The following is a 15114-nucleotide window of genomic DNA, read 5'->3' as shown; positions in this document are numbered from 1 at the left end:
TGATGAGTACAGCCAGTTTATTTTCAATTTTTTTGATTGGAATTGCTTCTAATTTAGATAATGCAGGTGTAGGTATTGCGTATGGGATTCGCAAGATTCGAATTTCTGGATTTAATAATTTTATCATCGCCTTTTTTGGTTTCTTGTTTGCTCTATTGGCTGGCTTTTTTGGAAGTTGGATTTCATTGTTTATTTCAGATTTTATCGCAAATTTAATTGGTGCACTTGTACTCGGGATAATTGGGGTATTTGTTTTATGTCAACCCTTACTTAGTAAGCAAGGGGAGGTATCAGAGAAAGATGGAAGCGTGATGGGAATATTACGTAATCCTGAGAATGCTGATTTTGATAGATCTAAAACAATCAGTTTTTCTGAAGCATTGGTATTAGGTGTTGCATTATCAATTAATAATCTTGCAGGGGGATTTGATGCGGGAGTAACCAACTTGAATCTTTGGTGGACTGCAATTATCTCAGGTACATTTAGTTTCATTTGTATTAGCGGTTTTTCCTATATAGGGAAGAGATTTTTAGCGGAATACTTAGGAAAATGGGCAACAATTATTGCGGGCATTTTACTAATTCTTATCGGAATCGATCAATTGATGTGAGAGCAGATTGGAAAACAATATTCGAATATTTCCTTGGAAATACAACAAAGTACTGCATATATCGACGTGTTTTTCTTCATACTAACATTGATTTCTTTTAAAGAAAGGGGGATGAGTATGGGACGTGGTAAAGCATTTGATCATAAGAAAAAAGGTCATGATCATCAGCCGCCTAAAGGAGCATTCATTCATAAGGATGTAAATGAGCATACGTTAGAAGAGGAAGAATTACCAGTTAATATTGAAACGTACAAAAATAGTTTAAAAAAACATTAAAGCACCTATATAGGTGCTTTTTTAGCGGATGTCCTCAATTAATTGCTGTGATTCTTCATACATGCCATATTCACCTAGAACTTGAATGCAACGCCATTTTAATTCCTCAATACTTGGTTCAAGTTCTTCGGGAAGGACATGATGAATGTCTTCAAGCCCCATTCCAAAATGAATAAGCTCTAGTACTTGATCATCAATATTTCGATCCATTAATAATTCCAATACTTCTAAATTGAATATGTATCGATAAGCCTCATCGGGGGAAACAACTTTTAATTTTAGGCTTTCTACAATACTGAGTATAAAAAGAAGGATGGTTTTTTCTAGGACAGGCTGTTCCTCCATTTGAAAAATAAGTTTCATTTCTTTTACACCTCCACCGTATAGCGTTAGGTTGTACTATATTATTCGGGAGGGGGGAACAAATATGCATAATAAAAAAAGTTATCCTATTTAAGTGGGGGCAGGATAACTTTTTTATTTGTTGGAATTTGAAATTGAATTATAGGTAATGAGGAAAACTGTCATTAAGAAACCTTTTTAAAAAATACTCCAACCTTCCTGAGCGGAGAGTAACTCTAATATTTTAAATCCAGCGATACTATTTCCATTTGCATCTAGAGCTGGTCCAAAAATACCGATTCCCATTTCGCCTTTTACGCAGCCAAAAATACCACCGGCTACCCCACTTTTTGCGGGAATACCAACGCGGATTGCAAATTCACCAGATTCGTTGTACATGCCACATGTTACCATAAATGTTTTGCAAATTTTTGTGATATGTCTTGGAATAATTTGTTTTTTCTTATATGGATCGTAGCCATCCATTGCGAAGATTAAACCAATACGTGCTAAATCAATACAGTTTACTTCAATAGCACATTGACGTGTGTATAAATCCATTAATTCCTCGATATTGCCATCAATGATGCCATTTTGCTTCATATAGTAGCAAAGAGAACGATTTAAGTAAGCAGTTTCTAGTTCAGAGATGGCTACTTTTGAAGAGTAGTTAATTGTAGGATTGTCTGTAATATCACGTACGAAGCGGAGAATTCGTTCCATCTTCTCTTCGTTACTATCTCCTGTAAGCATACTTGTAATAGCTAGCGCACCAGCGTTAATCATTGGATTAAGAGGTTTAGAAGGGCTAGTTGTTTCTAGCTTAATAATAGAATTGAATGGGTCACCAGTGGGCTCCATTCCAACTTTAGAGAATACATATTCTTCACCGCGATCTAGAAGAGCAAGAGCAAGTGTAATTACTTTTGAAATGCTTTGAAGGGTGAAGAGTGTTTGTGAGTTACCAGCATGGATATATTCTGTCTCTTTATGGTAGATAGCGATCCCTAAATCGTCTGGATTTGCATTTCCTAGTTCGGGGATATAAGTAGCAAGTTTACCTTTTTTTGTATATGGCTTTACTTGTTCTAACAGCTGTTGCAAGTTATTTATCTCGATGCACTGCATAATACCAACGCTCCTGTTCCTGTTTCACTAAGTTTACTGTTCCCTATAAACTTGGAAATAAATAATAACATGAAAAAGTGGAATGATAAAATGAAACTTCTATTTGAATAAAAATTGAAAACAATATAAACCCTTTTTTAGTTGGGAGAGAGGATCTGGCCATGCATAGAAGTGGTCAGATCTTCTTCCTGCCCCATGCCAAGTAAAACAAAGAGAGAAAACGAGGGCAGGTCACCTTTTGTTCTTCATAGCCGTGGCTTATATGTTGGAAAATCAAAATGGCTGTATAGTTGCCTTATCTTTCATTTTAGTCGGTAATAAAAGGAAAATCCCCCTTTTATATAACAGTTTGAAAATGGGGAATATATCCATAAAAAGTTCATAAATAAAAGCTACACATCTATACAACTATATGTTATTATGATTATGTAATAGAAAGCGTTTTCTAAGGTGCAATTATAATGATAACGATTTCATAAATTGAATAGGGGGAATTACAATGTTGCAGTTTCTACAACGTATTGGTAAAGCGTTAATGCTTCCAATCGCAGTGTTACCAGCAGCAGGATTATTGCTTCGTTTAGGTCAACCAGACGTATTTGATATTCCTGTTATGGCACAGGCCGGTGCAGCAATTTTTGATAACTTAGCACTTATTTTTGCAATTGGTGTTGCAATCGGTTTATCTGTTGATGGTAGTGGTGCCGCAGGTCTTGCAGGTGCGATTGGTTATCTAGTTATGAAGAATACAACTAATACTTTAAGTGTTAGTTATTCAACAGCAGAATTAAATGATAAATTAAAAAGTGTTCAAGACTTACTCGGTTCAGTTGATCCAAGTAAGTTAGCAGATACAATGACAAAAGTTTCAAAAGCATCGGCTTTAACACCGAAGATAAATATGGCTATACTTGGTGGTATTATTGCAGGGGTTGTCGCTGGCTTATTATATAACAAATTCCATAAGATTAAATTACCAGAATGGTTAGGATTCTTTGCAGGAAAACGATTCGTGCCAATTATTACTTCTGTTGTCATGCTTCTTTTAGGATTAGTATTCGGTCAAATTTGGCCAACAATTCAAAGCGGTATTGATGCAGTAGCACACGGTATTGTAAACTTAGATGCAATCGGAGCTGGTCTATTCGGTTTATTAAATCGTCTATTAATTCCAATTGGTTTACACCATGTAATGAACACATATTTCTGGTTTGTACTTGGTGATTTTACAAATGCAGCAGGCGATATTGTTCATGGTGATATCGCACGCTTCTTTGCGCAAGATCCATCAGCAGGTATGTTTATGACTGGGTTCTTCCCAATTATGATGTTCGGTTTACCAGCAGCATGTTTCGCAATGATTGCAGCTGCTAAACCAGAAAAACGTAAAATGGTTACAGGAATGTTAGCTGGTCTTGCTTTAACATCATTCTTAACTGGTATTACAGAACCAATTGAATTCTCATTCATGTTCTTATCTCCAGTATTATATGGTATTCATGCTGTATTAACAGGTATTTCGTTATTTGTAACAACAAAACTTGGTATTCACGATGGTTTCTCATTTAGTGCCGGTGCGATTGATTATTTCTTAAACTTAGGTATTGCAACAAAACCGTTATTATTAGCGGGAATTGGTTTGATTTATGCAGCAATTTACTTTGCGGTATTCTATTTCTTAATTAAGAAATTTAACTTAAAAACTCCAGGTCGTGAAGATGATGAGGAGTTAGTAGAAGAAGATGAAGATGAAGTACCAGTTGCAGGATCTATCGGTGAAACTTACGTAGCAGCATTAGGCGGAAAAGACAACTTAACCGTTATTGATAACTGTGCGACTCGTTTACGCCTACAAGTCAAAGATGCAAACTTAGTAAATGAGCCAGCATTAAAACGTGCAGGTGCAAAAGGTGTTATGAAATTAAGTAATACAAGCGTGCAGGTTATCGTAGGTACAAACGTTGAATCTGTAGCTGATGATATGAAAAAACATGTATAAATAATTGTAAAAGAGGATGTTCAAAAAGGTCGATAAAGTTGATCTTTTTGAGGGCATCCTCTTTTTTTATAGAAATATTATCGGGAATCTTACTTTTTGGAATTTTCTTTTTCTTTTTTTGTGCATATTTGTTGGTAATACGTTCGTCACATGATAAAGTAGGGATGGTATAAAACAAAACTTCCATTAGTTAGGAGAAATTAGAGGGTATCTTTTTTATGAATGGATTAAATTATTGGTAAATAAGGGGAAAAAAAGAACCATGAATGAAGAAAAGGATAGTGTCAGTGTGAAAGCTCGTCGACCGGTTACATACATAAAAAGAACGGTCATTCTCATTGTATTGTTTTCGCTTGTATATTTTGCGTTTACAAAAATTACTCCACATAATAAGAAAGAGAATGCGTTAAAAGCAACTAAGGAAGTAAAGAAAGAAACGGTACAAAAACAAGCAGAACAACCTCCGGAAGTGCCACAGCAAGCTAATAAGGAAGTGGAACAACCTGTCCAAGGACCACCACAAGAAATTAACGAGAATGCCCAATTAGATGAGTATTTAAAGAGCAAAAATTTTAGTGGAACAGCAGTTGTTGTGAAAAATGGAAAAGTACTTTTGAATAAAGGGTACGGGCTGGCAAATCAGGCGAAAAAAATACTAAATAATTCAGAAACAACATTTTATATTGGCTCAATTTCAAAGGCATTCGTAGCGACAGCGATTATGCAGTTAAAAGATCAAAATAAACTTCAAACAGAGGATACAATAGCGAAATATATTCCTAGTTTTCCAAGAGGTAGCGAAGTTAAATTAGTTCATCTATTGACACATACATCTGGAATTCCTGAATATGAGGCAGGAGCAGATGATATTTCTCATGAGGAATTGTTGAAGCGAATTGGACAACAAAAACGTTTATTTAATCCAGGTGAAAAATGGAAGTATTCGGATTCCAATTATTCAATACTTGGTTACATTGTTGAGAAAGTTAGTGGACAACCATTAGAAGAATATATTAAACAACATATTTTTGATGTTGTAGGCATGAAAAATTCGGGTTTTGGTACTGAATTAGAGAAAACAAAGTATCCTTCTACTGGTTACAAGATTGTAAATAATAATATGACAGTACCTGCTATCCCGAGCATGTCACAATTATATGGAAATGGCGACATATATACGAGTGCAAATGATTTATACTTATTTAACGAAGCGCTATTTTCTGGGAAGCTAATATCCAAAGAAAGCTACAATCAAATGTTTACAGCATTTAAAAAAGATTATGGATTTGGATGGTATGTAAATCCGGGAAGTTACTCTAATCACGGTGTAATGCCGGGATGGAATTGTTTAAATGGATTTAGTAGAAGTGGTAATGCGTATGTTATTTTATTATCTAATATTCAAAATAACATTAAATCATTTGGTACGGTTAATAATGATATTTATACGATGTTGCAGCATATTGAAGTGTAAGAGACTATCTTTTGAGGTAGTCTTTTTTTCATGTAAGTTGAGAATTGATGTAAAAGAAGACGGCATTCCACTAGAAGCAGTTCAATATTTTTCAGCAAGTGGTGGGTCACTTGTTTCGATATCGGTATCTGAACATGCGGATTTTGAAAAAGCGGTATACTATGCGGTAACAACAATTATAACCTTTAAAAATTAGAAGACATCGTAGTAGGATGCCTCTTTTATTGGAAAAGTATAAGAGTTGACAATTAAACTTCGTTGTAACTATAATTGTTTCAACTCGATCGTAAAGGGGAAATTAATCATGACGTTAAAAATAAAAGTCTATTCGGATTACGTTTGTCCATTTTGTTTTTTAGGTGAAAAGCCACTGCAAGAAGCAATTCAAGGAAAAGATGTAGAAGTAGAATGGATGCCGTTTGAATTACGACCATATCCAGCGGAGCGAATTGATCCATGGAATGAGCCAGATAAATTAGGGATGTTTCAAAGCACAATTATGCCATGGGCAGAGCAAATGGGTGTTGATATGAAACTGCCCCGACTTTCACCGCATCCATATACACATACAGCTTTTGAAGGATATCAATTTGCGAAAGAACATGGAAAAGGAAATGAGTATCAGCACCGTGTATTCACAGCATTTTTCCAAGAAGAACGAAATATCGGCGAAATTGAAGTGCTAGTAGAAATTGCTGGAGAAGTCGGATTGAATCAAGAAGCATTTCGAGCTGCTTTAGAAAATCACACATATAAAGCAGCTCATGAAAAAGCAGTACATCATGCATATTATGAACAGGGCGTACAAGCTGTACCAACATTTATTATTGGTAATAGCGTTGTCCAAGGTGTCCGAGATAAAAAAACGTTAGAAGCAGTGATTGAACAAGAATTGAAAAAAGAAACTACAACTTTGTCAGAAGGAATGACATGTAACATAGATGGCTGTGAGTGATAAAAATAGCTGTTGGGAGTGTCCCAACAGCTATTTTTATTTTAAATAAGTTCTGCCATTTCTCTATGTTCAAGCTTATATGTAGCAAAAACCAAAAGAGGAGGTATTAGAAATTAAGTATGCAATTCCCCCGCAGTATTTGCCCGTCCCAAGTAAAAGACGTTCTGGATTACAAATGGATCAAGTTACATTTGTTGTTGCTCATGATACCGGAAATCCAAATGCAACAGCTGCTCAAAATATATGGAGAAGAAAATGATTTATCCCGCATTAACGGACAGTAACACTCCCACCTCAAAATTCAGCGAAAGCAAAGAAGTTAGGTGGGAGATGAACTGTCCGTAAAAGCCCGATTGGTGAGGGCTAATAATCAGTGGAGGATGGAGAAAACCCTCACTGATTAAAGTTTCACTTTATATTGTGTGGGGACGAACGAATGGATTAGTGCAAATTCGAAATATGTAAAATATATTTCCAATTAATCATGAAAAGAAGTGTACCAAACAGGTACACTTCTTTCTATTCTGTTCTAAAGAAACTATAACAGAATAGGAGGTAAGGGTATTACAGTTTAAAATGGGTATGACCCTTTATACTACAGAATAGGATTCGTTCATAAGAATACCAAAAAAATACAATTAAGGAAAGAGTTAATTTAAAAGAGTTTTAAATGAAGTTAACACTATGTGTATAGTGGTTTGTTCAATATTTCACAAACGTGTCACAACTATCTCATTCACTTTTTCAAAAAAAGTAGTATTCTAAATGTGTAAGCTGTTATATAAAAAATCTTAGTCCTGTACTAATCAAAAAATGGAGGAGATTAGGATGACTCAAGTATTAGAAAATGTAAAAAATGCATGGACAAACTTTAAAGGTGAAAAGTGGAAAGCAGAGATTGATGTCCGCGACTTCATTTTAAATAATGTAAACATTTATGAAGGTGACGAAGCCTTCTTAGCGGGAGCAACAGAAGCAACGAAACAACTTTGGGATCAAGTAATGGAGTTAACAACACAAGAACGTGAAAATGGTGGCGTTCTTGATATGGATACAAGCATTGTTTCTTCTATTACATCTCACGGTCCTGGATATTTAAATAAAGATATTGAAAAAGTAGTTGGTTTCCAAACTGACAAGCCATTTAAGCGTTCATTACAACCTTATGGTGGTATTCGTATGGCAGAACAAGCTTGTGAAGCTTATGGATACGAAATGGATAAAGAACTTAGTCGTATTTTCAGAGATTGGCGCAAAACGCATAACCAAGGTGTATTTGATGCTTATACTCCAGAAATGAGATTAGCTCGTAAATCAGGTGTTATTACAGGTCTTCCAGATGCATATGGTCGAGGACGTATTATTGGTGACTATCGCCGCGTGGCATTATACGGTGTTGATCGTTTAATCGAAGCGAAAAAAGAAGACTTAAATTTAACCGGCGGTGTAATGAGCGAAGATACAATGCGTTTACGTGAAGAGTTATCCGAGCAAATGCGTGCACTTCAAGAGTTAAAACAAATGGCTGCTTCTCATGGTTTTGATATTTCTAAACCAGCAACAAATGCACAAGAAGCATTCCAATGGTTATACTTCGCTTACCTTGCAGCGATTAAAGAACAAAACGGGGCAGCAATGAGCCTTGGACGTACTTCTACATTCTTAGATATCTTCATCGAAAGAGATATTGAAAATGGTACATTAACTGAAGAAGCGGCACAAGAAATTGTCGATCATTTCATTATGAAATTACGTCTTGTGAAATTTGCGAGAACACCTGATTATAATGAATTATTCTCTGGTGACCCAACTTGGGTAACAGAATCTATCGGTGGTATTGCACTTGATGGTCGTCCATTAGTAACGAAAAACTCATTCCGTTTCTTGCACACATTAGATAACTTAGGACCAGCTCCAGAGCCAAACTTAACAGTTCTTTGGTCTAAACAATTACCACAGAACTTTAAAAACTACTGTGCGAAAATGTCTATTAAAACATCTGCAATTCAATATGAAAATGATGACATTATGCGCCCAGAGTATGGCGATGATTACGGTATTGCTTGTTGTGTGTCTGCAATGAGAATAGGTAAGCAAATGCAGTTCTTCGGAGCTCGTGCAAACTTAGCTAAGACACTATTATATGCAATTAATGGCGGTAAAGATGAAAAATCAAAAGAACAAATTGGACCTGAATTTGCACCTATCACTTCTGAAGTATTAAATTACGAAGAAGTTATGCGCAAATTCGATATGACAATGGAATGGTTAGCTGGTTTATATTTAAACACATTAAATGTTATCCATTATATGCACGATAAATATAGCTATGAACGTATTGAAATGGCACTTCATGATACAAATGTTCTTCGTACAATGGCAACGGGTATCGCTGGCTTATCTGTAGTAGCTGATTCTTTAAGTGCAATTAAATATGCGAAAGTAAAACCAATTCGTGATGAAAATGGCATTGCAGTTGACTTTGAAATTGAAGGTGATTTCCCTAAATACGGTAACAACGATGACCGTGTAGATGAAATTGCAGTAAACCTTGTGAAAACATTTATGAACAAGCTTCGTAAACATAAAACATACCGTAACTCTGTTCATACAATGTCAATCTTAACTATTACATCTAACGTTGTATATGGTAAGAAAACTGGTAACACTCCAGACGGTCGTCGTACTGGTGAGCCATTTGCACCAGGTGCAAACCCTATGCATGGACGTGATACAAAAGGTGCACTAGCGTCACTATTATCTGTTGCAAAATTACCTTATGAAGATGCGCAAGATGGTATTTCTAATACATTCTCAATTATTCCAAAAGCACTTGGTAAAGAAGATGATGTACAAGTTAAAAACTTAGTATCTATGCTTGATGGATATGCAGTGAAAGAAGGACATCACTTAAACATTAACGTATTTAACCGTGAAACATTAATGGATGCAATGGAACATCCTGAAAAATATCCACAATTAACAATTCGTGTATCTGGTTACGCAGTTAACTTCATTAAATTAACTCGTGAACAACAAATCGATGTAATTAACCGTACAATGCATGAAAGTATGTAAGTAAAAAGTTTCCCTCTGTTGTAATAAAAGCAGAGGGAGGCTGTTTCAATAAAGGAGGAAGTTAACATGGTAAAAGGAAGAATTCATTCTGTAGAGTCTTGTGGTACTGTTGATGGCCCAGGAATTCGTTATGTCATATTTACACAGGGGTGTCTATTACGCTGCCAATATTGTCATAATGCTGATACGTGGGAAATCGGTAAAGGAAAAGAAATAACAGTTGAAGAAGTGATGCAGGATGTTACATGTTACCTTCCTTTTATTGAAGCTTCCGGTGGTGGCATTACTGTGAGCGGTGGGGAACCATTACTGCAGTTAGACTTTTTAATTGAGCTATTTAAGAAATGCAAAGAAATTGGAATTCATACAACAATCGATTCTTCTGGAGGCTGCTATTCTGAAGAGCCAGAGTTCCAAAGAAAATTAAATATTTTAATGGACTATACAGATTTAGTATTATTAGATTTAAAACATATCGATCCTAAAAAGCACCGTAAATTAACTGGTAAAACGAATGAACACATTCTACAATTTGCTCGTTATTTATCTGATAAACAAAAACCAATTTGGGTAAGACACGTATTAGTTCCAGGTGTTACTGATAGTGAAGAAGATTTGCAGAGATTATCTAGCTTCATTCAAAGTCTTTCTAATGTAAAGAAAGTTGAAGTCTTACCATATCACAAGCTTGGTGTATATAAATGGGAAGCACTTGGACATAAGTATCCTCTTGAAGGGGTAGAACCTCCAACAGAAAAAAATGTTCAAAAGGCAAAAAATATTTTACAAGCAGTCTAATCCATTTGGATTAGACTTTTTGCTTTCTTTTAATAAAATCTAGAGTATATCTATAGAAAAGAGTATACTGAAAGTGGAATATCCATATTTTTGTAAAGAAATAAGAGGATAAATTTACATAATTGTAAAGGGAAAACCAAATAGTAACAAGAATTAAGAAGTAGCAGGGTGAGTATCATGGAATATGATCATTTGTAAGTTATTGCGAAAGCTCTGATAGGAAAGTATAATGTAAAGATATGAGCACAGATAGGATTAAGGGGTCAATCTTATATGCTTTGCATATCCACGACAGGTACATAGCTAACATGAAAGTGTTGGAATCCAAACATGTAATTTTTTTTAGGAAAATGTTTTTCCTATTGTCGTATATGCAATATGGGAAAGCGAAAAAGCTAGGAGTGGATTTGTTTGATAAAAAACCCCAAGGTTTTAATATTAACTGCACATTACGGTAACGGTCATGTGCAAGTAGCAAAAACATTAGCACAAACATTTCGTCAAAAAGGAATTGAGGATGTGATTGTGTGTGACCTATTTGGAGAGTCACATCCAGTCATAACGGATATTACAAAATATTTATACTTGAAAAGTTATACAATAGGTAAAGAGCTATATCGCTTATTTTATTATGGTGTAGAAAAGATTTACGATAAGAAAATTGCATCGTGGTATGCGAATTTTGGGAGAAAACGCTTAAAAGCATTATTACATGCAGAAAAACCAGACATTGTTATTAATACATTTCCAATTATTGCAGTACCGGAATTGAAAAAACAAACAGGTTTCTCAATTCCTGTTTATAATGTGTTAACAGATTTTTGTTTACACAAAATATGGATTCATCGTGAAGTAGATCGTTATTTTGTAGCGACAGATCATGTGAAAAAAGTAATGGTTGAAATTGGTGTACCTTCAGAGCAAATTGTAGAAACTGGGATTCCAATTCGTAAAAACTTTGAATTAACTATTAACCCGGAAATCCTATATAGTAAATATCACTTATCTCGTGAGAAAAAGATTTTACTTATTGTAGCAGGTGCCCATGGTGTATTAGGAAATGTAAAAGAATTATGTCAATCATTTATGACAGTTCCTAATCTTCAAATAGCTGTTGTCTGTGGGAAAAATGAAGCCTTAAAACAAGAGTTATTAGGGCTTAAGGAACAAAAGCCTGAGGCATTAACAGTATTTGGTTATGTAGAGAATATCGATGAGTTATTCCGTATTACCTCTTGTATGATTACAAAGCCAGGGGGCATTACATTAAGCGAAGCGGCAGCTTTACAAGTACCTGTCATTTTATATAAACCAGTACCGGGACAAGAAAATGAAAATGCAATATATTTTGAAAAAAAAGGAGCTGCACTTGTAATTCGTGAAGATGAGGACATTTTTGCGAAAACAAAGGCACTATTAGAAGATGATAGGAAGCTCTTACAAATGAAAGAAGCGATGGGAAGTATCTATCGTCCAGAGCCAGCTTGCCACATTGTAGATGCAATTTTAGAAGAGAACCATGTGCAATCTAATCATATGCCGATTAAGTCGCCAGCTCTTGCTCAATCTTTTACGTAATATGAAACCCTCTTTGTATTTGGAAAGAGGGTTTCTTTGTTGTTTTGTAGGAATTCAGTATAAAAGTTAAAGTTAGTCACAAGGTATAACTGCCCTAGCCAAAACAGTTCCCCTCGATAAAGTTGTATGTTTTTATATATTCGTTATATGTTATCCACAAGAGAATGCGGTTTCAATAGACGGTAAAGTCGGAATATTAACAACGATATCCACATTGTCCACAATTTTCAGAAAAAATATCCACAAAATAAACATGATATTTGTGATTAAGTTTATAATAATCCAAAAGAATTGATAAATTTATACACAATTCTATTAATTTTGTGGATAAAGTTTTCCACAAAAAATACCCCTTATAATATAAGGGGTAAATCTTTACTTTGTCATCCAAAAAGTAAAGGGTAGGAGAGGGTAAAAAAATTACCTCAAGTTTCACTTTATCCCACTATTTGTGGGCAGTAAAATTTCATCTCAAATTTTGACGAAAGCAAAGAAGTTAAGTGATCAAGTGCCCGTAAAAGCCCGATTGGTGAGGGCTGATAATCAGTGAAGGATAAAGCACCCATTGATTAAAATTTCACTTTATAATTATACACCTTTAGGGCGATATCCCGCTGCACGATCTGCTCTTCGAAACTCTCGTTGATAAAGAACCTCTTGTGTACTATTTAATGTATTTCTTGCTTTTTCACGTTTCTTTCTATCCATTACAGATCACCTCGTGTCATAAAGTTATTATCTATCATTTCCAATGACATAAAGAGGTATACACAATAAACAAGTATATTCATTTTATCCCGCTATTCGCGGGCAGTAAGGCCCTCACAAAATAGGTGGGGGATAAGTTCCCCACTGATTAAAGTTTCACTTTATAATTAGTGACATACTACGCTTCTTTTAAATGATGAGTATCTTGGAATGTAGTATCACGCATTGTAGAAAGAGTATATTGATCTTTTGGAATTTCATATAAGTTATATACTTCTTCGATTGCGTTAATTTGATCATAAACAGCTTTTCTAGTTTCGTTTGCTAGGTTTACATATGGTAGTTTTTCAGCTGCTTTCATCGAACGAATATTTACTTTGCGAATACGCATAAAGATTATTTCAATATCTAACTCATAGAAAAGCTCGCTGAAAAAAGCATCTTTTGCTAATTTATTATACCCCTGGCCATGATACGGTTTTCCAAGCCATGTACCAAGAAAACCAGCTTTTTCTTGCACATCAAATAAAGTAATCGTGCCGATAGGGGTTCCCCATTCATCTAAAATTGTGCGTGAAATTAATTCACCACGCTCTTCTGCTTCTATTGTTTGCTTTGTTAAAAATAAAAACTCTTCGTATGAATAAGCTTTTTGACGCACAAAAGGGAAGACAGCAGGATCCACCATTAAATCATATAGAACGTGGCTGTCGTGTAAGTCGCGTTTTTTTAACATACTAACTCCTCCTCATATGAGGGTAGCATGACGAAAAAACACCCCACCCTCGAAATTTTTATATCAACCTTTAAAAAATTTCGGGGTGGGAATCGAACCCACTAGAACCAGTCTATAACGCTGGTGGCGCACCATTTGCCTTCCCCATTCATCAATTTGAAATGAAAAATCACGACACAAATTGATTATGGTTTCATTCAGTTTATAATCGTATAATACTTTATCTAGTCAAAAAAATAAACTAGTTTTTTTTATTTTTTTTGTAAATTATTTTTCCATCAATCATAGTTAGTACGGGCTTGGCTAAGTAATGAAATGGGTGATGTGTCCATAATACAAGATCGGCATCTTTTCCAACTTCAATACTTCCAATTCTTTTCTCTAAACGTAAGTTTCGAGCGGGAATGATTGTAACTCCTTCTAATGCAATTTTTTCATCTAATCCTTCCCTGACAGCGATGGCTGCACAAACATTTAAATATTGAATGGGAGTATAGGGATGATCTGTTGTAATCGAAACTTCTATCCCATGCTTTGATAAAGTATGGTAAGTATCCCATGATTTATTTTTTAGTTCAATTTTTGATCGGCGTGTTAATGTCGGACCAACAGATATTTTTAAATTTTGATTGGCAAGTTCTTTTACAATAAAATGTCCTTCTGTGCAGTGTTCAATACGTAAATCAAGATTGAATTCTTTTGCAAAGCGAAGAGAGGAAAGAATGTCATCTGCCCGATGAGCATGAATACGTACTGGAATTTCTCGGTGCAAAGCTTTTAGAATAGGGAGCATTCGAAAATCTGCTTCGTTTCCATAATGTTGTGCTTCGTAAAAAGATTCACGAAGCAATCCCATAATCCCCATACGAGTAATCGATTCTTTTGTGCCATTACTATGAACTCGTTTTGGATTTTCTCCAAATGCAATTTTTAATCCAGCAGGTTCTTGAATAATCATATGATCGATACAAGTTCCGGCAGTTTTAATCACACATGTTGTCCCGCCAATAATATTTTGACTTCCAGGCATAACGTGGGCAGTTGTAACCCCATTTTGAACCGCATCTTGAAAAGCAATATCAAAAGGATGGATACCATCTAAAGAACGAATATGTGGTGTTAATACTTCAGATGTTTCATTGGCATCATTTCCAGCCCATCCAGTCCCTTCATCGTATAAGCCGAGATGAGTATGCACATCGATAAATCCTGGTAAAAGGTGAAGGGCTCTTGCATCAATAACAGTCATATCTTGAGTGGGCTCAATATGTGGTTTTATCGCAGCGATTTGATTGTGTTTAACCAATACATCTCCTTGAAATTTGGAAGAAGTAATGGGATATACAATGGCCTGCTTAAATAGCGTTTTCATAGATACCTCATTTCCATTGGCTAATAACCTTTAAATTAGTAAATAGAACAATTTTAATG

The 15114-nt window shown here is 35.2% G+C and carries 13 protein-coding genes and 1 pseudogene; 9 read left to right on the top strand and 5 right to left on the bottom strand.

The window, feature by feature from the left end; genetic code table 11:
- Positions 1-2: 2 nt before the first annotated feature.
- Both ytaF and MHH71_RS13475 read left to right on the top strand, forming a co-directional pair.
- The gene (gene ytaF, locus MHH71_RS13480; RefSeq protein ID WP_033798586.1) at positions 3-611 is read left to right on the top strand and encodes a sporulation membrane protein YtaF; all 609 of its coding nucleotides are present in this window, start codon (positions 3-5) and stop codon (positions 609-611) included.
- A 117-nt stretch (positions 612-728) separates the two neighbouring features.
- Positions 729-887, top strand: coding sequence for a hypothetical protein (locus MHH71_RS13475; RefSeq protein WP_000532411.1), 159 nt, complete (start codon positions 729-731; stop codon positions 885-887).
- Positions 888-908: 21 nt separating this feature from the next.
- Here MHH71_RS13475 and MHH71_RS13470 read toward each other — a convergent pair whose 3' ends face one another.
- Positions 909-1250 (bottom strand): DUF3969 family protein, encoded by a 342-nt coding sequence (locus MHH71_RS13470; RefSeq protein WP_003194872.1) that lies wholly within the window; start codon positions 1248-1250, stop codon positions 909-911.
- A gap of 177 nt (positions 1251-1427) precedes the next feature.
- Entirely contained in the window at positions 1428-2357 is a 930-nt protein-coding gene (glsA, locus tag MHH71_RS13465) for a glutaminase A (protein ID WP_006093333.1), read from the bottom strand.
- A gap of 499 nt (positions 2358-2856) precedes the next feature.
- On the opposite strand from glsA, the gene nagE reads away from it, so the two are divergent.
- The 7 genes and pseudogenes from nagE (at position 2857) to MHH71_RS13430 (ending at position 12239) form a co-directional block, all read left to right on the top strand.
- Positions 2857-4356, top strand: coding sequence for an N-acetylglucosamine-specific PTS transporter subunit IIBC (gene nagE, locus MHH71_RS13460; RefSeq protein ID WP_006093332.1), 1500 nt, complete (start codon positions 2857-2859; stop codon positions 4354-4356).
- A gap of 262 nt (positions 4357-4618) precedes the next feature.
- A complete protein-coding gene (locus MHH71_RS13455) occupies positions 4619-5830 on the top strand; it encodes a serine hydrolase domain-containing protein (protein ID WP_006093330.1) in 1212 nt (403 codons plus the stop codon).
- A gap of 43 nt (positions 5831-5873) precedes the next feature.
- A pseudogene (locus MHH71_RS13450) lies at positions 5874-6026 on the top strand (sugar ABC transporter ATP-binding protein); the annotation flags it as partial.
- Positions 6027-6134: 108 nt separating this feature from the next.
- Positions 6135-6785, top strand: a complete 651-nt coding sequence (locus MHH71_RS13445) for a DsbA family oxidoreductase (RefSeq protein WP_006093329.1) — start codon at positions 6135-6137, stop codon at positions 6783-6785.
- Between the two features lie 828 nt (positions 6786-7613).
- Positions 7614-9863: a formate C-acetyltransferase gene (pflB, locus tag MHH71_RS13440; protein ID WP_018782719.1), complete on the top strand. Its 2250-nt coding sequence runs from the start codon at positions 7614-7616 to the stop codon at positions 9861-9863.
- A gap of 66 nt (positions 9864-9929) precedes the next feature.
- Positions 9930-10661 (top strand): pyruvate formate-lyase-activating protein, encoded by a 732-nt coding sequence (pflA, locus tag MHH71_RS13435; protein WP_003194887.1) that lies wholly within the window; start codon positions 9930-9932, stop codon positions 10659-10661.
- Between the two features lie 411 nt (positions 10662-11072).
- Positions 11073-12239, top strand: a complete 1167-nt coding sequence (locus MHH71_RS13430) for a diglucosyl diacylglycerol synthase (RefSeq protein ID WP_018767243.1) — start codon at positions 11073-11075, stop codon at positions 12237-12239.
- A 588-nt stretch (positions 12240-12827) separates the two neighbouring features.
- Here MHH71_RS13430 and MHH71_RS13425 read toward each other — a convergent pair.
- From MHH71_RS13425 to MHH71_RS13415, 3 genes are all read right to left on the bottom strand, one after another.
- Positions 12828-12947, bottom strand: coding sequence for a YfhE family protein (locus MHH71_RS13425; RefSeq protein WP_003194890.1), 120 nt, complete (start codon positions 12945-12947; stop codon positions 12828-12830).
- Between the two features lie 178 nt (positions 12948-13125).
- Positions 13126-13683 carry a GNAT family N-acetyltransferase gene (locus MHH71_RS13420; protein WP_006093322.1) on the bottom strand — a complete coding sequence of 186 codons (558 nt, stop codon included), beginning with the start codon at positions 13681-13683 and terminating at the stop codon, positions 13126-13128.
- A 241-nt stretch (positions 13684-13924) separates the two neighbouring features.
- Positions 13925-15055 carry an amidohydrolase gene (locus MHH71_RS13415; RefSeq protein ID WP_003194894.1) on the bottom strand — a complete coding sequence of 377 codons (1131 nt, stop codon included), beginning with the start codon at positions 15053-15055 and terminating at the stop codon, positions 13925-13927.
- Between the last annotated feature and the right edge of the window lie 59 nt (positions 15056-15114).

This window comes from Bacillus sp. FSL H8-0534 (genome assembly GCF_038005885.1).
Lineage (GTDB): Bacteria > Bacillota > Bacilli > Bacillales > Bacillaceae_G > Bacillus_A > Bacillus_A pseudomycoides.
This window is presented reverse-complemented; position numbering and strand designations above follow the sequence as displayed.